This is a genomic window from Enterobacter cloacae complex sp. P27C, from assembly GCF_014895705.1.
In the GTDB taxonomy this organism is placed as follows: Bacteria; Pseudomonadota; Gammaproteobacteria; order Enterobacterales; family Enterobacteriaceae; genus Enterobacter; species Enterobacter bugandensis.
Map to the genome: position 1 here is coordinate 575,214 of NZ_JADBQB010000001.1, position 15,644 is coordinate 590,857.

16 protein-coding genes and 1 pseudogene are annotated in these 15,644 nt (G+C 57.2%); 6 read left to right on the plus strand and 11 right to left on the minus strand.

The annotated features are described in order from the left end of the window. Nucleotides 1-57: 57 nt before the first annotated feature. The gene (locus IM291_RS02880) at nt 58-1,038 is read right to left on the minus strand and encodes a nitronate monooxygenase family protein (RefSeq protein WP_059356975.1); all 981 of its coding nucleotides are present in this window, start codon (nt 1,036-1,038) and stop codon (nt 58-60) included. A gap of 136 nt (nt 1,039-1,174) precedes the next feature. Between IM291_RS02880 and IM291_RS02885 the strand changes: the two genes are divergently transcribed. Continuing rightward, nucleotides 1,175-2,059, plus strand: coding sequence for a LysR family transcriptional regulator (locus tag IM291_RS02885; protein WP_045261464.1), 885 nt, complete (start codon nt 1,175-1,177; stop codon nt 2,057-2,059). On the opposite strand, the pseudogene IM291_RS22070 reads toward IM291_RS02885, so the two are convergent. From IM291_RS22070 to IM291_RS02905, 5 genes and pseudogenes are all read right to left on the minus strand, one after another. Next, a pseudogene (locus IM291_RS22070) lies at nt 1,993-2,175 on the minus strand (hypothetical protein); the annotation flags it as partial. The gene IM291_RS02885 and the pseudogene IM291_RS22070 overlap by 67 nt on opposite strands. A gap of 73 nt (nt 2,176-2,248) precedes the next feature. Further along, nucleotides 2,249-5,326 (minus strand): efflux RND transporter permease subunit, encoded by a 3,078-nt coding sequence (locus tag IM291_RS02890; protein WP_192986076.1) that lies wholly within the window; start codon nt 5,324-5,326, stop codon nt 2,249-2,251. Then, nucleotides 5,323-6,471, minus strand: coding sequence for an efflux RND transporter periplasmic adaptor subunit (locus IM291_RS02895; protein WP_192986078.1), 1,149 nt, complete (start codon nt 6,469-6,471; stop codon nt 5,323-5,325). Before IM291_RS02895 ends, IM291_RS02890 begins: the two co-directional genes overlap by 4 nt. Nucleotides 6,472-6,549: 78 nt before the next feature. Beyond that, nucleotides 6,550-7,746, minus strand: a complete 1,197-nt coding sequence (locus tag IM291_RS02900) for a cell wall metabolism sensor histidine kinase WalK (RefSeq protein WP_045630209.1) — start codon at nt 7,744-7,746, stop codon at nt 6,550-6,552. After that, nucleotides 7,743-8,438, minus strand: coding sequence for a response regulator (locus IM291_RS02905; protein WP_192986080.1), 696 nt, complete (start codon nt 8,436-8,438; stop codon nt 7,743-7,745). The genes IM291_RS02900 and IM291_RS02905 overlap by 4 nt, the downstream gene beginning before the upstream one ends. Nucleotides 8,439-8,562: 124 nt before the next feature. On the opposite strand from IM291_RS02905, the gene IM291_RS02910 reads away from it, so the two are divergent. Beyond that, nucleotides 8,563-9,348, plus strand: coding sequence for a MipA/OmpV family protein (locus IM291_RS02910; RefSeq protein WP_192986081.1), 786 nt, complete (start codon nt 8,563-8,565; stop codon nt 9,346-9,348). A gap of 28 nt (nt 9,349-9,376) precedes the next feature. Here IM291_RS02910 and yajD read toward each other — a convergent pair whose 3' ends face one another. Continuing rightward, nucleotides 9,377-9,724 carry an HNH nuclease YajD gene (gene yajD / locus IM291_RS02915; RefSeq protein WP_003857471.1) on the minus strand — a complete coding sequence of 116 codons (348 nt, stop codon included), beginning with the start codon at nt 9,722-9,724 and terminating at the stop codon, nt 9,377-9,379. A 177-nt stretch (nt 9,725-9,901) separates the two neighbouring features. Here yajD and IM291_RS02920 point away from each other — a divergent pair, with 177 nt between their 5' ends. Together IM291_RS02920 and IM291_RS02925 are read left to right on the plus strand one after the other, a co-directional pair. Then, on the plus strand, nt 9,902-10,927 hold the full coding sequence (locus IM291_RS02920; protein WP_048956325.1) for an LLM class flavin-dependent oxidoreductase: 1,026 nt from the start codon (nt 9,902-9,904) through the stop codon (nt 10,925-10,927). Between the two features lie 28 nt (nt 10,928-10,955). Then, nucleotides 10,956-11,903: a zinc-dependent alcohol dehydrogenase family protein gene (locus IM291_RS02925; protein ID WP_192986083.1), complete on the plus strand. Its 948-nt coding sequence runs from the start codon at nt 10,956-10,958 to the stop codon at nt 11,901-11,903. Between the two features lie 3 nt (nt 11,904-11,906). On the opposite strand, the gene IM291_RS02930 is transcribed toward IM291_RS02925, so the two are convergent. Then, complete coding sequence (locus tag IM291_RS02930; protein WP_028012964.1) at nt 11,907-12,941, minus strand: AI-2E family transporter; 1,035 nt, start codon at nt 12,939-12,941, stop codon at nt 11,907-11,909. Nucleotides 12,942-13,363: 422 nt separating this feature from the next. Here IM291_RS02930 and mdtJ point away from each other — a divergent pair, with 422 nt between their 5' ends. Together mdtJ and mdtI are read left to right on the plus strand one after the other, a co-directional pair. Next, a complete protein-coding gene (mdtJ, locus tag IM291_RS02935) occupies nt 13,364-13,726 on the plus strand; it encodes a multidrug/spermidine efflux SMR transporter subunit MdtJ (protein WP_028012965.1) in 363 nt (120 codons plus the stop codon). Then, nucleotides 13,713-14,042, plus strand: a complete 330-nt coding sequence (gene mdtI / locus IM291_RS02940) for a multidrug/spermidine efflux SMR transporter subunit MdtI (RefSeq protein WP_028012966.1) — start codon at nt 13,713-13,715, stop codon at nt 14,040-14,042. Before mdtJ ends, mdtI begins: the two co-directional genes overlap by 14 nt. Before the next feature lie 38 nt (nt 14,043-14,080). Here mdtI and IM291_RS02945 read toward each other — a convergent pair whose 3' ends face one another. The 3 genes from IM291_RS02945 to asr all read right to left on the minus strand — a co-directional run bounded on the left by IM291_RS02945 (nt 14,081) and on the right by asr (nt 15,556). After that, nucleotides 14,081-14,902: a serine protease gene (locus tag IM291_RS02945; protein ID WP_192986085.1), complete on the minus strand. Its 822-nt coding sequence runs from the start codon at nt 14,900-14,902 to the stop codon at nt 14,081-14,083. 102 nt (nt 14,903-15,004) lie between these two features. Then, a complete protein-coding gene (locus tag IM291_RS22075) occupies nt 15,005-15,088 on the minus strand; it encodes a hypothetical protein (RefSeq protein ID WP_023617729.1) in 84 nt (27 codons plus the stop codon). A 93-nt stretch (nt 15,089-15,181) separates the two neighbouring features. Next, nucleotides 15,182-15,556, minus strand: coding sequence for an acid resistance repetitive basic protein Asr (gene asr, locus IM291_RS02950; protein ID WP_032642591.1), 375 nt, complete (start codon nt 15,554-15,556; stop codon nt 15,182-15,184). Nucleotides 15,557-15,644 lie beyond the last annotated feature (88 nt).

Below are 15,644 nucleotides of genomic sequence, written 5' to 3' on the forward strand. Positions count from 1 at the left end.
GAAGACGGTTTACGGACGCCGCTCCTGTGCAGCGTCCATAGTATCAGGGTTAAGGGCTTACTCAACCGTTAACGCATCGACAACCTCGACCACGCTTCTCACGCTGCGGATATTCCCGATCCCCGTGCCGAGCGCGATATAACCTTCATCGGTGTTATTTTCCAGCATGCCCAGGCGCAGGCCCCGCAATCCTCCCATCGCCTTGCCCAGCGCTTCATTGCTTGCGCCAGCTTTATCCATCGCCGCCAGTTTTTCCGCCAGCTTGCCGGGGAGAGAACGATAGTAGTGAGGGACAGTGCGGAAAAGCAGCAGGTCCAGGCCGTTGGCGGCAACAATTTTCTCTTTGACCTCCTGCGGCACGCGGCTTTCTACGGTACTGATAAAGACCGAACCGGCAAACACGCCTTCCGCACCTAACGCATGCGCCGCTCTGGCGGTGCGGCGATCGGTAATACCGCCCGCCGCCATCACCGGAACATGCTTCACGGCATCGGCAATCAGCGGCACGATGGAAAAGGTACCCAGCGCCGTTGCGGGTAGCGTCCCGCCCTCGTCAAAACCGGTGGCGACGATAATGTCTGCTCCCATTTTTTCAGCCAGAAGGGTGTTCTCCGGCGTGGGATTGATGTCGCGGTAGATAATGGCGATACCCGCCTCTTTTAACTCATTGAACAGCGCAGGAATAATGCTGCCTTCACCATAGCCCGTATACACCACGGCCCTGACGCCTTCCTCTTTTATCACCTTAAGAATTGGCCCGGTCCAGACGTCATTAACGGCGGTGGGGATCAGGTTCACGCCGAAGGGTTTTTCGGTCAGCCGTTTGGTTTTGCGAATTTCTTCCCGCATTTTTTCGGCGGTTTCTTCCGGCGTGGAGACCGCGGTATCGGCGGTTAACCCTGCGTTGGGGCCGAGCACGCCGAGTCCTCCTGCATTGCTGACCGCGGCCACTAAACGGGCATCAGTAAGCCAGGATAACGGTCCCTGAATAACAGGCTTTTCGATCCCCAGGATCTGACAGATACGGTTATTTTTCATAGCAGAACATTCCTCACGTTTGAATGGAGGAGAGTGTAGGGCGGAAGATTGTTAGGAAAAATAGCCAAAAAGATTCATCACTGTTATAAAATAAGTAACAATCCTGACATTCCTGTGACGGCAAAAGAGACAACCAATGCAACTAAATCTCTTTGAATCAATTAGAGTTTTCATTGAAATTGTCGAGTCGGGCAGCCTGACCCAGGCGGCGGAAAATCTGCAGATCCACCGTCCGGCGGTCACCAAAGCGTTACAGCATCTGGAGCAGCACAGCGGCACGCGTTTGCTGCAGAGAACAACGCGGCGGATTAGCCTGACGCCGGACGGCGAGGCGTTTTATCGCCGAAGTAAACCCCTGCTGGCGCAGGCGGACGATTTACTGGAGTCGTTTGGCACTGGCCGGGCAATACACGGTCAGTTGCGGGTGGATATGCCCATCGCTTTTGCGGCGCTGAGGGTCATACCCAACCTGCCGGATTTTTATCGGCAGCATCCTGAGATCGACATCATACTGAGCAGCTCTGACCGCCGTCGGGATATGCTGCGCGATGGCCTGGACTGCGTGCTGCGAGTGGGGGAGCTGGACGATGGTGACTATGTCGCGCGCAAAATCGGGAACATTAAAATCACGACCTGTGCCAGCCCGGCCTGGCTGGCAAAACACGGTACGCCAGAAACGCTGGATGATTTATACAAACATCAGGCCATCAACTGGATTAATAACAACAGCAGAAAAATTCAACCCTGGACGTTTACTACGCCAGAAGGCATTGCGGAAATAACGCTGCCCGGCAAGCTGGTCGTGGATAACTCCGAAGCCTACATCGCGGCGGGCCTGGCCGGGTTAGGGTTAATACAGGGGATGAATCTTTTTCTGCAGCCCTATATTGACCGCGGCCAACTGGTTGAAGTGTTACCGGAGCATCGCTCCCCGGATCGTAAATTGTCGCTTCTCTATCCACACCGCCATCTCTCCCGCAAGGTGCGGGCCTTCACCGAGTGGCTGGAAAGTTTAGTGTAAAACCGCCACCGGAGAAGAGCCGCCAGTTCATGACACCGCGCGCCAATCTGTTCCATGGCATTCAGCAGGCGAGGCGTGGGTTCGTTTGCGCAGTTTAGCCGCAGCAGCTGACGGAGGATAAGATCCCCCGGATCCTGAGGAACCGTTTTGCGCTGACGGCTGTGTAATCTGCCGGGGAACGATTGAGCCTCAGCTCACCTTTCTTCTGCGGCTTTGCGCTGAGTCCCCCCACTGTAACAGCAGGCTAAACGACGCGGGTAATACGGTCAGCGTTACCAGCGTCGCGACCAGCAGCCCGCCGATAATCGCATAGGCCATTGGCCCCCAGAATACCTGATGAGAGATCGGGATCATGCCCAGAATGGCGGCGCAGGCGGTCAGACAGATGGGTCTGGCCCGATGCTCCGCGGCCGCCACAATCGCGGCATCGTTTGCCATCCCCTGAGCAAGATTACTGTCTACCTCGCTAATCAGTATCACCGCGTTACGCACGATCATCCCCGCCAGGGCGATGACGCCCAGCAGCGCGACAAATCCCATCGGCGTGCCGCCGGGCAGCATAGCCAGCACGATCCCCGGTAAACCAAACGGGGCCATCAGAAGCGCCAGCAGCATCCGGGAATATCGGCGCAACTGAAGCATCAGCAGCATCAACATGATGACAAGCGTCACCGGAAGAACGCTAAAAACGGAGCTGTTCCCCTTATCTGATTCGGCAACCGCGCCGCCTTCTTCTATGCTGTAACCGGCAGGCAGCTCCGCGCGCAGCGTGTCGATCGCCGGACGCAGCGCCGCCGATACCGCTTCGGCCCTCAGCCCCGGCGCGAGATCAGTTTGCACCGTAATAAAAGGCAAACGCTGTCGACGCCAGATGACCGGATCGTCCACGCTCCAGACCAGCGTCGCGACGGCGCTGAGCGGAATTTTTTTACCGTCATTCCCCTGAACGGTCAGCGAGGAGAGGGTGGCGGTGCTGTGACGTTCATTGTCCGTGGCCCGCAGTACCACGTCGACAAGGCGATCGTTATCCCTGACCGAGGTGACAACGCTGCCGGACCAGAGGGTATTCAAGGTGCGGGCGAGAGCTTCTGACGATATTCCTGCCGCCCTGGCCGCCGTCTGATTCACCTTCAGAGTAATGATCCTCTCCGGCTCTCCGGCCGTCTGGTTAACCTCGCGCGACAGCGGCGATTGGCCAATCGCGTCGGCCAGACGGTTCGCAAGCGCCCGGACCTGCAGATAATCAGGCCCGCTTACCCGGTATTTGATTGGCCAGCCGACGGGCGGCCCAAGCTCCAGGGGCGACACGCGCGTGATGATGTCGCTAAACTGCGCCGCCAGCAGCCTGTTCAACTGCCCATGCAGACGATCCCGCGCCTGAAGATCCTTCGCCACCACCACAATCTGGGCGATGTTTTCATTTTCCAGCAGCACGTCCATCGGCAGGTAAAAACGGATGGCTCCTGACCCGACGTACGTCGAGTAGCGCTCGATATTGCTGTTGCCGGCCAGCGCGTGTTCCAGCTTTTCCACCTCTCTTAACGTTTCGGGCTGCGACGCGTTGGCCGGAAGCGTCAGGCTGACCAGCAGCTCAGGCCGGTCCGACGCGGGGAAGAACTCACCCTGCATAAACGTCGTGCCGTACACGGACAGCCCCAGCGCGGAAAGCGCAATCAGCATGGTGGCGAGCCGGTGACGTAGCGCCAGCCCTAAAAGCCGCCCGTACCCGCGTGAGATCCTTCCAGGGCCTGCCGCGCGATGTCTGACCTTCTCCGGCAGCAGCCACGTGCCCGTCAGCGGCGAAAACAGGATCGCGACAACCCAGGAGCAGAGCAGGGCAATCAGCACTACCGCAAACAGGGAAAAACAATATTCACCGGCGCTGGAGGCCGCAAAACCAACGGGAATAAACCCGGCAATCATCACCAGGGTTCCGGTGAGCATCGGGAAGGCCGTCGTTTTGAATGCATGGGTGGCCGCATGCCGACGGGAATCCCCGGCTTCCAGTCGGGAGACCATCGTTTCGACGGCGATCATGGCGTCATCCACCAGCAGACCCAGCGCAATGATCAGCGCCCCAAGCGAGATACGCTGAAGCCCGATGCCGGCGAGCATCATGCCGGCAAACGTCATGGCGAGCACCAGCGGAATGGCCGCAGCCACCACCAGCCCAGCCCGCAAACCCAGCGAGACAAATGAAACCGCCAGCACGATAACAACAGCTTCAATAAGCACCCGGACAAAACCACTTACCGCGTCACTGACCACCGCCGACTGATCGGCAACTTTCACCATCTCAATACCGTGCGGCAGCCCGGCGCTGAGGACTGTCATTCTGTCGTTCAGCGCGGCGCCAAAACGCAGCATGTTGCCCGTTGGCGCCATTGACACCGCCAGCCCGATGGCCGGTTTGCCGTTTACCCGGTACGCGGGGGCCGGCGGCTCGGCGGCTTCCCGGGTGACGGTGGCGATATCGGTCAGCGGAATATAGCGATTGTTAATGTGCAGCGTGACGGCGCGTAAACTCTCTTCGGACGTGAGCGCCCCGCTGACCTTGATCGCGATGTTCTCCTGCCCGGTACGCATAACGCCAGCCGGGACAACCGCGTTTTGCGCCCGCAGCGCATCGGCGACCGCCTGAATATCCAGTCCCATACCCGCCAGACGGGCCGGAGAAAAGGCGAGAACCATCTGATCCTGCTGTTCGCCCAGCAGGGTGGTTTTGCCGATATCTGGCAAGGAGGCGAGCTCACGACGTATTGTCTCAACGCGATCCCGCACTTCCCGTAAGGTGTAGCCGTCGGGAATAAAGCCGTAAATCGTGCCGAACGTATCGTCAAATTCGTCGTTCACGGCCGGGCCCTGAACGCCTTCCGGTAAAGACGGCGCGATGTCCTGCATTTTTTTGCGGATCTGATACCAGATGTCCTGCACCATTTGCGGCGGGGTATTGTCACGGAGATTCACATGGATAACCGTGCTCCCGGCGCGGGTTTCACTTTCGAGATAATCAAGCCAGGGCGTTTCCTGCAGCTTTTTTTCAAGCGTATCGGTCAGCAGACGGGTGGTGTCCGTTACGGACGCGCCCGGCCACTGCGCTGAGACGACCGCCGTTTTAATGGTAAAAACCGGATCTTCATTACGCGGCAGTTTTTCATAGCAGAACACGCCCATCGCCACGATCAGCAGCATGAAGAAACTGACCATCTGCTGATGGTTAAGCGCCCATGCGGACAGGTTAAATTTCGCTTCCGGTTTCGTGTTCATGGCTGAACCTCCCCGGGTACCACCGGCTCTCCGGAACGGAGTTTGCTCACGCCAGCCGTAATCACCCGGTCGCCTGGCTCAAGGCCGGAGGCGATAATCACCGAGGAGGCCGTATAGCAGGCAGGCACCACCGCGCGCAGCTGCGCCTGCGAATGCGGGTTGATCACGAACACCGCCGGTCTATCTCCTGTTCGGCTCAGCGCCGATGCGGGAATGACGTAACCTCGCGGGCCAGTCGAGGGCAGGGTGACGGTGACGCTGGCACCCAGCGCTATCGCCGCTGGCGGGTTTATCAGGGTGGCTCTGACGCGCCAGGTGCGGGTCTGAGGATCGGCCTGCGGGGTGATATCCCGCAGCACGGCAGATGCCTGTACCGACGGGTCGCTGAGCAGGGAAACCCGCAATTCCGCCTTATCCAGCGGCGGTATCGCATCGGGCGTGGCGATATCAAACGCTACGTCGCGGGCTTCGCCGGTTGCCAGCGTAAGCACCGTCTGTCCCGCGCTGACAACCTGGCCCGCAGAGGCGCTCACCTCGGTGATCGTGCCGGTTTGTGGAGCGATAAGGCGCGTCCAGCCAAGGCTTTCGCGGGCGTTACGCCACGCGGCCTCGCTGCTTTTTAATCGCGCGCGGGCGACAAGCCAGTCCGCGCGGGCGCTGTCTAGTTGCGTGCGGGCTATTGCGCCCGTCGGCATGAGCTTTTGCATTCGGCTGACGTTAAGCGCGGCAACCTGCGCTGAGGCTGTGGCCCCTTCATAGTCGGCCGTTGCGCTGTCGAGCTGATTTTGTCCGGTGGTATTTTCAAGTGTGGCCAGCAGCTGTCCGGCATTAACCCGATCGCCAATATCAACGCTGCGCGTCAGTATTCGCCCCCCGGTTTGAAAGCTCAGCGTCGTTTCATCGTGGGCATGGATCTCACCGGTCCTTTCCAGCGCGGGGAGGGTTTGGGCTGTACGTACGACGACGTAGCGCACCGTACGCACTGGGGCAGGCTTATTTTCCTGTTTGTCACCGCAGCCGGTGAGCGGAAAAATCACCAGCGCGAGCAGGACCAGAGGGAGAAAATTTACCCAGGGAAGAGTGCGTGCCACGCCGTACAGATGGTGCAGGCAGTGGCGGAGGGAGAGAACAAATTCGTCTGACATAACGCCGCTCCATAAAGATGAGGGCGTTATTAAATGCGCGCTACGTCGAGAAAGATTCGATGTTCTGTCAAGGGTTTATCAAGAGTGGATATTTTCATTACCGGACGGCTGCCAGGGTAACAAAATACGCACAGCAAGGCCGCCCGTTTCCGGTAATGAGGCCTCGATCGTGCCCCCATGTGCCTGACAAATCGCCCGGGCGATAGACAAACCGAGGCCGCTGCCGCCGGAATGCCGCGCGCGGGACTGCTCCTCACGGCTAAAGCGCTTAAACATGTCCGGTAAGAACTGGGGGGATACGCCCGGTCCGTCATCGTGAAATTCAATGGCGTAATGCCCGCTGGCGTAGTGCAGCGCCACCTCAAGATGGCCGCCTTCGCGCCCGTAGCGTAGTGCATTTTCCATAAGGATAGTAAATACCTGCCCCATGCGGAACGCATCGCCTCTGAACGGGCACGTACGCGGGTTACGCAGCGTAATCGTAAAATGATGCGCTTCGGCCTGCGGCATGATCCAGGCCGCCCGCTCCTGAATAAGCTCATCCAGAGAAAAGGCCTGCTCTTCCAGCACCAGATTTCCCGCGTCCGCTAACGAGAGAAGGTGAAGCTCATCGGTCAGGCGATTAAGATGCTGAAGCTGTTTCATCACCATTCCCAGCTGCACCGGGCTGGCATCAAACACACCGTCCAACATGCCCTGCAGACGACCAATGGCGGCCGTCAGGGGCGAGCGCAGCTCGTGCGCCATCGCGACGTGCGAGGCGCGGAGCTCTTTTTCATAGCGGGCGAGTTGCCCCGTCATGGAGTTAAAGTCGTTTGCAAAGCTGACCATTTCCGCTGGCGCATCCTTGACCAGTTCAGCCTGACGGCCAAACTGCCCGTCGGCGACATCTTTGGCGGCATCGCGAAGACGGCTGAACTGCAGCGCCAGCGGTCGGGCGTGTTTTAACCCCATCACCACAATAAACGGGATCATCACCAGCACCAGCAGGGCCACCGTAACCCAGTCCGCAGAGGCGATGGATGGCGTGGAATAACTCAGCCCCCACCAGGTATCCACAATGCTGTGGAAGCGGGCCGGATCGGCCTGTGGGTTCTGGCTGAGCGTCAGGAATTCCTGCCGGACCGCCGCTGGCATTCTGCCCATTATCCAGTAGTTCTGTACCGCATAACGTAGCCACATGCAGGTGGCAATGACGATCACGCTGCCGATGGCCAGTGCCAGGATACGCGCGCAAATCCAGCGCCAGAGAGAGGAGTGCCGGTTTTTTATCATGGTTGTCTGAACCTGTATCCCACGCCGCGAACGTTAATCAACACGCCGGAAATACCCGCCGCTTCGAGTTTTTTACGCAGGTTATAAATATGGGTGTCCACCACGCGCTCCAGCGCCTCGCTTTCCGGCAGACAGTGTTCCAGCAGGTACTGACGGGAAAAGGGGCGAGCGGGAGAGCGCAGCAGCGTTGCCAGAAGCGAGAATTCCGTTGGCGTAAGATCGAGCATCACGGGCGCGTCGCCGCCGTTATCCACGCTCGCCACAATGGCGGCCACATCCACCTCCAGCGTTTGCCAGCGAAGGATCTCGTCGTCTGTCTCTTTTTTACTGCTGCGTCGCAGCACCGCCTGTACGCGAGCCACGACTTCTCCCGGATGATAGGGTTTCACAACATAATCATCGGCACCGTACCGCAGGGCACCAATGCGATCGGGGGTGTCGCCCATGGCGGTGACCATGATCACCGGTACATCGCTTTTACGACGCAGTCCGGCCAGCACTTCGGTGCCGTTAAGCCCGGGCAGCATCACGTCGAGCAGGATGAGGTCGGGTTTCCACCGCTGCGCCATATCCAGCCCGGAAAGACCGTCTCCGGTAATGGTGACATCGTAATTTTCACGACGTAAATAGGCTTCAAGCACGCCAGCCGCATCGGCGTCATCTTCAATAATCAGCACTCTTCTGTACAACATCCGTTCACCTTGACCGTTTCTTAACACTATCCCGACGATTCATTGATTTAGCCAAACCATACTGCGCCAACATTGTGTGGCAGACCCTGAATCAGCAGACGCCAGCGTCTGCGTGGAGAACAGTATGATAGCGATAAAAAAAGGCCTGTATATGACCGTTCCGCTTCTGATGGCCGTTGCCTCAGGTGTGCAGGCGGATGATGACGCCGCTTCCGGCTCTTTAACCGTCGGGCTGGGCGGTCACTATGCCCCCCGTTATTCAGGCTCAGACAAGCAGGTGTGGCAGGTGGTTCCTGTGCTGCAGGGGCGCAAGGGTGCTTTCTTTATTGATGCACAAAAAGGAGTGGGATATGACCTGCAAAACGACAGCGGTTGGTACCTGGAACATACGCTGGGTTACGACCTCGGGAGGGCAGAGAAAAATTCTGGCTGGCGTGAGGGCGCAAACAATCTGAAAGGGATGGGGGACATTGATGCCACCCTGAATACCGGCCTGGCCGTCGGCTGGCAGGCTGCGTCCTGGCTAAGCGTTGAGGGTAAGGCGACGCTACCGTTAACGGTCAGCCAGGGCGTAAGTTATCAGGCGTCCGTTACGTTGATTCCCCTGCAAAACAGCGAGGACACGATCGCCCTTCAGTCTGCGGCTCTGTTTGGCGACAGCCGTTATCTGAATACCTGGTATGGGGTCAGCGAGCAGCAGAGCCGCCGCACCGGCTATCGCCGCTATTCAGCGCCGGGGGGATTTTATGGCGTCGACACCAGCCTGACCTGGAGCCATCAGTTCGATGCTCACTGGGGAACGGTCCTGAGCGCGGACTATACCTGGCTTGGCGACCATGCGAATGAAAGCCCAATAGTGATGCGGCGCAATGAGGGGTCTGCAACCGCCGCTATCACCTGGACATTTTAAAATCACGGAGCACGAGCGGACGAGAAGATTATTTCTTCTTATCCATCATCGCTTTTAAATCGGCAAACGGGTTAAACGTGGCGACACCCACGTCTTTTTGCGCGTCTTCACCGGCGACCACGGTGGTGCCGTACTGATCCGCTTCGGTGTATTTCGAATGCTCGTGATCGTGGCAAAATAGGCACAACAGCTCCCAGTTGCTGCCATCTTCCGGGTTGTTAGTATGGTCATGATCGATATGGTGAACCGTCAATTCACGCAGGTTGGAATAGACGAACTCCCGCGAGCAGCGTCCGCAGACCCAGGGATAGATTTTTAATGCTTTCTCGCGATAGCCGCTTTCCAGTCGCGCGTAGTTTTTAGGGATCAGAGCCATTGCCGGTTTTACCTGCCATGAAAAAAGTGGGGAATATTATATCCATTATGGAGCGGAATGACGAACCCCTCTATTCCGTCAATTTATTTGATGCATTCCGTTAAATAAACGGCATTTATTCTTACCGGGTAATGCGTAAAGTGGACAGAACGCAACGCATTATCAGGACACAGGGTTATGAAAAAGATCGGTTTTTTATCGTTTGGTCACTGGACGCCTTCTCCGCAGTCCGGCACGCGCTCGGCGGCAGACACGCTGCTGCAGTCCATCGACCTGGCCGTGGCCGCTGAAGAGCTGGGCGCGGACGGCGCCTATTTCCGGGTGCACCACTTCGCCCGTCAGCTTAGCTCGCCGTTCCCTCTGCTGGCGGCAATAGGCGCGAAAACGAAAACCATTGAAATCGGTACGGGCGTGATTGATATGCGCTATGAAAACCCGATGTATATGGCCGAGGATGCGGGCGCGGCAGATCTGATCTCCGGCGGCCGTTTGCAGCTTGGCATCAGCCGCGGCTCCCCGGAGCAGGTCATTGATGGCTGGCGTCATTTCGGCTATGTCCCGCAGGAAGGGGAAAACGAAGCGGACATGGCGCGCCGTCATACCGAGGTGCTGCTTGAGGTGCTGCGCGGCGAAGGGTTTGCAAAGCCGAATCCACAGCCGATGTTCCCCAATCCGCCTGGGCTGCTGCGCCTGGAACCGTATTCTGAAGGACTGCGGGAGCGTATCTGGTGGGGCGCCGGTTCGAATGCGACGGCGGTATGGGCCGCTAAGCTCGGCATGAACCTGCAAAGCTCAACCCTGAAAGACGACGAAACCGGTGAGCCGTTCCATATTCAGCAGGCAAAACAGATCCGCGCCTATCGTCAGGCCTGGAAAGAGGCAGGGCATGCGCGCGAGCCGCGCGTCTCGGTCAGCCGCAGTATTTTTGCCCTGATGGACGACCGCGACCGGATGTACTTCGGTGCCAGCCGTAACGACAGCGATAGCGTGGGGTATCTTGATGAAAAAACGCGCGCGATCTTCGGGCGCAGCTATGCCGCGGAGCCTGACAGGCTGATCGAACAGCTGAAGAAGGACGAGGCGATTGCCGAGGCTGATACGTTATTACTGACCGTACCGAACCAGCTCGGTGTGGATTACAATGCGCACGTGATTGAGTCCATTCTCAAACATGTCGCACCGGCAATGGGCTGGCGCGATTAAGTATTCCGCCGTCAGCCGTGAGATCGTAATGGAAAATCTGGCCCTCTGGTATCGCCGTTTTGGCGAGCCAGAATCTGTTCTGCAACCTGAAACCGCGCCGCCGGGCGCGCTTGCGCCGGGATACCTCCGCGTGCAAATGCTGTATGCGCCGGTGAACGCGTCCGATCTCATTCCCATTACCGGCGCTTACCGCCACAGAACCCCGCTGCCCGCCGTCGCGGGGTATGAAGGCGTCGGCGTTGTCATTCAGGCGCCCGCGTCTTTTGCATATCTGCAGGGTAAACGCGTTCTGCCGCTGCGCGGGCAGGGCACCTGGCAGCGCTATGCGGATTGCCCGGCAGAGTATGCGATACCCGTGCCGGATGATGTCGATTCACGCCTGGCCGCGCGGGCCTATATCAACCCGCTGGCGGCGCAGATGATGTTGAGCCACTATCCACCGCGGGGAAAGCGGGTGCTGCTCACGGCCGCCGGTTCGGATTGCGCCATTCTGCTCGGGCAGTGGGCGCGTCTGGCGGGGGCAGAGGCGGTGTACGGTATTCATCGTTCGCCCGCTCACGCTGAACGGCTGGCGGCGATGGGGATCGTTCCTGTCGCACAGCATGACATGCAGCGGATTCTCTCCGTTGCCGCGCGTGCCGACGTCGTTTACGATGCAACCGGCGGGGCGCTGGCGGAAGCGATCCTGAGCGTGCTGCCGGAGCAGGGCATATTTGTCTGCTACGGGCTGCTCTCCGGGCAGACCTTCCGCCAGCAACGGCCCCTGCCGCGCGTGGCGTGGTTCCATATTCGTAACTATCTGGATGGGCTCAGCGCAGAGGCGTGGCGCGCGGAGTTCGATCAAATCTGGCCCCGGATGCGCGCCAGTGAATACAGCCCCGGAACGGTGTACCCTCTGACGGACTGGCAGAGGGCGCTCAGGGCATACTGTGAAGGAGGAAGGGCAAGCAAGCCCCTCATGTCGATGGCGGAATGACGGCTATTGATGGCTCATATCGCTCAGCAGCACGGCGATGCTTTGCCCGCCCGCCGTCTGTTCCAGACCAATCTTCACGATGATGGTCAGCGGAACGGAGAGCAGCATGCCTACGGGGCCGAGCAGCCAGCCCCAGAAAATCAGGGACAAAAAGACGACCAGCGTCGAAAGCCCCAGCCCACGCCCCATCATTCGCGGTTCAAGAATATTCCCGAATACCAGGTTAATCGCCAGATAGCCGGCCAGCAGAATCAGCGCATCATAAAATCCGCTGAACACCAGCACCTGAAGAATAGGGGGGATAGCCGCCAGCACGGAGCCGATGTTAGGAATGTAATTGAGCGCAAATGCCAGTAACCCCCAGACGAACGCAAAGCGGACGTCCAGCGCCACCAGCATTCCCCAGACCACCACCCCGGTGACCAGGCTTATGACGGTTTTCAGTACCAGATAACGTGAAACGCTGTCCAGCGCGCGCTGAATAGCGCCCATTCCTTCAACCGGACGAACCATGATTTGCTGTAACTTTGCGGGCAGCTGTGGCACCTCCAGCAGCATGAACACCACCGTTAAAAACAGCAGGAAAATGGAGGTCATGGCATTGGAAAGCTGCGTCAGCAGGCCTGTGACGATGGTCATGGCCGCATTAGGGTCGATATATTTAAGAAGCTCCTCAACCGAGACTTCTATTCCCGCGCGCTGAAGCCAGGGCTCAAGCTGCAGCAGCGGTATCGCCAGCGAGGAACGGTATTTCGGCAGCGTTCGCGCCAGTTCGTTCAGCGAGGTACCCAGATACGCAACCAGTAACACCATGGCGAAAATAATGACGCTAATTAGCAGAGTAATTGCCAGCACGCGCGGGATGCGCAGCCGCGTCATGCGCTGGACCAGTGGGTTAAGGATCACCGCAACAAACAGGGCCAGAATAAAGGGCACAATGATGTCGGCGGCAAAACGAACGCCCGTGAGTATGATCACCAGCATGCCCAGCATGATGACAATTTTTAACCCGTTCAGGGTAATAATGGGTTTAGCCATGGTGACTCCAAAAAACGCTTTTTATTTATAATAGAGGGTAAACGTCCTGCAATAAACTAACCAAAATCAAACGGGATGGGTAAAGAATTGAAAAGACTTTGAGTAAAATCTTCAGTTATGGTACAAATTTGGCGTGTTCAACTACCGAGGACAATTTTCATCCGCAAAGACGAGAAGCAACAACGCGGATAATTGTAATTTTATGGACAATTTGTTCAGGACCTATTCTTCAAACAACGCTGCTCTATTTTCTACCTCCTTCTGCCTGATTGCTGGTGAGCAACACTGGCGCACTGCACTATAGTCACCTCTTCTGCCTGAGCTGGCGCTACGCGCTTAGCTGTCTGATTTAATTTCATATTTTTTTGGTTTGCTGCATGCGGCGGGCCACGATGGATTATATTCTCAAGCAGGAGAAAAACATGTTTTACTGGATCTTATTAGCCCTGGCTATCCTCGCTGAAATTACCGGCACGCTGTCAATGAAATGGGCAAGCGTCAGCGAGGGCAATACCGGTTTTATTTTAATGCTGGTGATGATATCCCTTTCCTATATTTTCCTCTCATTTGCGGTGAAGAAAATTGCGCTGGGTGTGGCCTATGCGCTGTGGGAAGGGATCGGTATTTTATTGATTACGCTGTTCAGCGTTCTGATATTCGACGAAACATTAACAACAATGAAGGTCGCCGGGTTAACGACGCTGGTCGCGGGTATCGTGCTGATTAAATCAGGTACCCGTAAACCGACAAAACAGCAGAAGGAGCAGAACCATGCAACAGTTTGAATGGGTTCATGCGGCCTGGCTGGGCTTCGCCATCGTGCTGGAAATTCTGGCGAACGTTCTGCTGAAATTCTCTGACGGTTTTCGCCGTAAGGTTTATGGCCTGATGTCGATTGCCGCAGTGCTGGGGGCATTTAGCGCCCTGTCACAGGCGGTCAAAGGTATCGATCTGTCTGTGGCCTATGCGCTGTGGGGCGGTTTTGGTATCGCCGCCACCCTGGCCGCAGGGTGGGTGCTTTTCGGGCAGCGTTTAAATAATAAAGGCTGGATAGGGCTGATCTTGCTGCTGGCGGGCATGATCATGATAAAACTCGCCTGATCAATCGGTCACGCTGATCCACAGACGGCCGCGCTGGCTTACTCTTTAGCCAGCGCTTCCAGCTTATCGCGAAAACCGGTGACGGATAAGGCCCGGTTATCGGCTCGCCAGCGGTCTTTCGCCGCCGGGGCGGAGCTTTGAACCCCAATCAACTGCCAGCCGTTATCGGTTTTCAGCATCAGCGGTGAACCGCTGTCGCCCGGCAACGTATCGCACTGATGGGAAAGCACGCTGGTCTGCGCCCAGCCCGTCACGATACAGTCCGTGTGGGTGTAAAGCGCATCCAGATGATCGACCGGGTAGCCTGACTGCGTTACCTTGCGGTCGGCGGCTTTCAGCGCGGCGGTGAGCGCCGCTTTATCGCCGTCAAATAACGGCAGCGGCGTAATGCCCGAAGGCGGGTAGCGCAAAATAATCAGGCCAAAATCCCACGAGGCTGCCGCGGGCGGCACAATCCAGCCGTCTCCATCCGGTTTAAGACGTTTCCCAAGAGAAGCATCAACCCGACCTTCAATGCCGTGGATTTCATAGCGCCAGATCCCTTTTTGCGACACAAATCGTAAGACAACCGCTTTGTCTGGCTTACCGTTGGGTGGCGTCAACAGGCAGTGGCCCGCCGTCAGCGCTAATTGCGGGGTGATTAACGTCGCGGTACACAGGTTGCCGCTGGCGGTTTCCAGTTGGCCTATAGCGTCCCAGGGAGCCTGGGTAGGATCGGTGACGCGAGTACGATCGTCATGACCGAAAAAAAGGGTCTTTAGCTCTTTCGCGCTAATGGCGCTATCACCGCCATCATCCGCCTGTGAAAATCCAGAAAAAAGGCCAAACGTTCCCAGCAACAACACAACAGATTTACGCATATCACACTCTGGTGGGGGTAATTATGATTATTAAAAGTGAACCCTATGAAAATACTATAGACGGGACGGCGCTAAAGTGGGAGTAAAATCAGCGTGCTACAGTCAGGAAAGATAAAAGCGGCTGGCGATGAGCGCGCATAAAATAAGCAGGATAAGAATCAGCTCAAACCGATAGCGTCGCAGCATACGCCCTCCGGATAAAAAAAACGGCGCAGAACCTTTTCCGGTTCAGCGCCGGTTTACCAACGTACCCCGCAGGGCACGGTTAAGCTTGTACGCTTACGCAGCTGGCTGTGCAGCTGGTTTAGCAGCTTCGTGTTTTACTGCTTTTTTGTGATGCTTTTTCGCAGCCTGGGCTTTCTGCTCTACGGCTGGTTTAGCGGCTTTTTTGTGGTGCTTTTTCGCAGCCTGAGCTTTCTGCTCTACGGCTGGTTTAGCGGCTTTTTTGTGGTGCTTTTTAGCTGCCTGCGCTTTTTGCTCTGCAGCCGGTTTAGCGGCTTTGTGGTGTTTCTTGTGATGTACGGTTTTTGCTGGCGCCGCGGTGGTCGTTGCAGCAGGCGCAGCAGCAGCTGGTGCAGCAGTGGTTTCAGCAGCAAACGCAGCAGAAGACAGACCCATAGCAGCGGCAACAACCAGAGCTAATACTTTTTTCATGTTCATACCCTCGAATTTGGTTTTTCATTTAACCCCACTGCGGGGCCGTTGAAATAACTATATCCCTGTAAATTCGGGGTTTCCGTGA

Excerpts from the sequence above, each read along its gene's own strand:
- yajD (WP_003857471.1), bottom strand. The coding sequence starts at position 9,724 with ATGGCTCTGATCCCTAAAAACTACGCGCGACTGGAAAGCGGCTATCGC.
- asr (WP_032642591.1), bottom strand. The coding sequence starts at position 15,556 with ATGAAAAAAGTATTAGCTCTGGTTGTTGCCGCTGCTATGGGTCTGTCT.
- IM291_RS02895 (WP_192986078.1), bottom strand. The coding sequence starts at position 6,471 with ATGTCAGACGAATTTGTTCTCTCCCTCCGCCACTGCCTGCACCATCTG.
- mdtJ (WP_028012965.1), top strand. The coding sequence starts at position 13,364 with ATGTTTTACTGGATCTTATTAGCCCTGGCTATCCTCGCTGAAATTACC.
- IM291_RS02945 (WP_192986085.1), bottom strand. The coding sequence starts at position 14,902 with ATGCGTAAATCTGTTGTGTTGTTGCTGGGAACGTTTGGCCTTTTTTCT.
- IM291_RS02910 (WP_192986081.1), top strand. The coding sequence starts at position 8,563 with ATGATAGCGATAAAAAAAGGCCTGTATATGACCGTTCCGCTTCTGATG.
- IM291_RS02880 (WP_059356975.1), bottom strand. The coding sequence starts at position 1,038 with ATGAAAAATAACCGTATCTGTCAGATCCTGGGGATCGAAAAGCCTGTT.
- mdtI (WP_028012966.1), top strand. The coding sequence starts at position 13,713 with ATGCAACAGTTTGAATGGGTTCATGCGGCCTGGCTGGGCTTCGCCATC.
- IM291_RS02900 (WP_045630209.1), bottom strand. The coding sequence starts at position 7,746 with ATGATAAAAAACCGGCACTCCTCTCTCTGGCGCTGGATTTGCGCGCGT.
- IM291_RS22075 (WP_023617729.1), bottom strand. The coding sequence starts at position 15,088 with ATGCTGCGACGCTATCGGTTTGAGCTGATTCTTATCCTGCTTATTTTA.
- IM291_RS02905 (WP_192986080.1), bottom strand. The coding sequence starts at position 8,438 with ATGTTGTACAGAAGAGTGCTGATTATTGAAGATGACGCCGATGCGGCT.
- IM291_RS02885 (WP_045261464.1), top strand. The coding sequence starts at position 1,175 with ATGCAACTAAATCTCTTTGAATCAATTAGAGTTTTCATTGAAATTGTC.
- IM291_RS02930 (WP_028012964.1), bottom strand. The coding sequence starts at position 12,941 with ATGGCTAAACCCATTATTACCCTGAACGGGTTAAAAATTGTCATCATG.
- IM291_RS02890 (WP_192986076.1), bottom strand. The coding sequence starts at position 5,326 with ATGAACACGAAACCGGAAGCGAAATTTAACCTGTCCGCATGGGCGCTT.
- IM291_RS02920 (WP_048956325.1), top strand. The coding sequence starts at position 9,902 with ATGAAAAAGATCGGTTTTTTATCGTTTGGTCACTGGACGCCTTCTCCG.
- IM291_RS02925 (WP_192986083.1), top strand. The coding sequence starts at position 10,956 with ATGGAAAATCTGGCCCTCTGGTATCGCCGTTTTGGCGAGCCAGAATCT.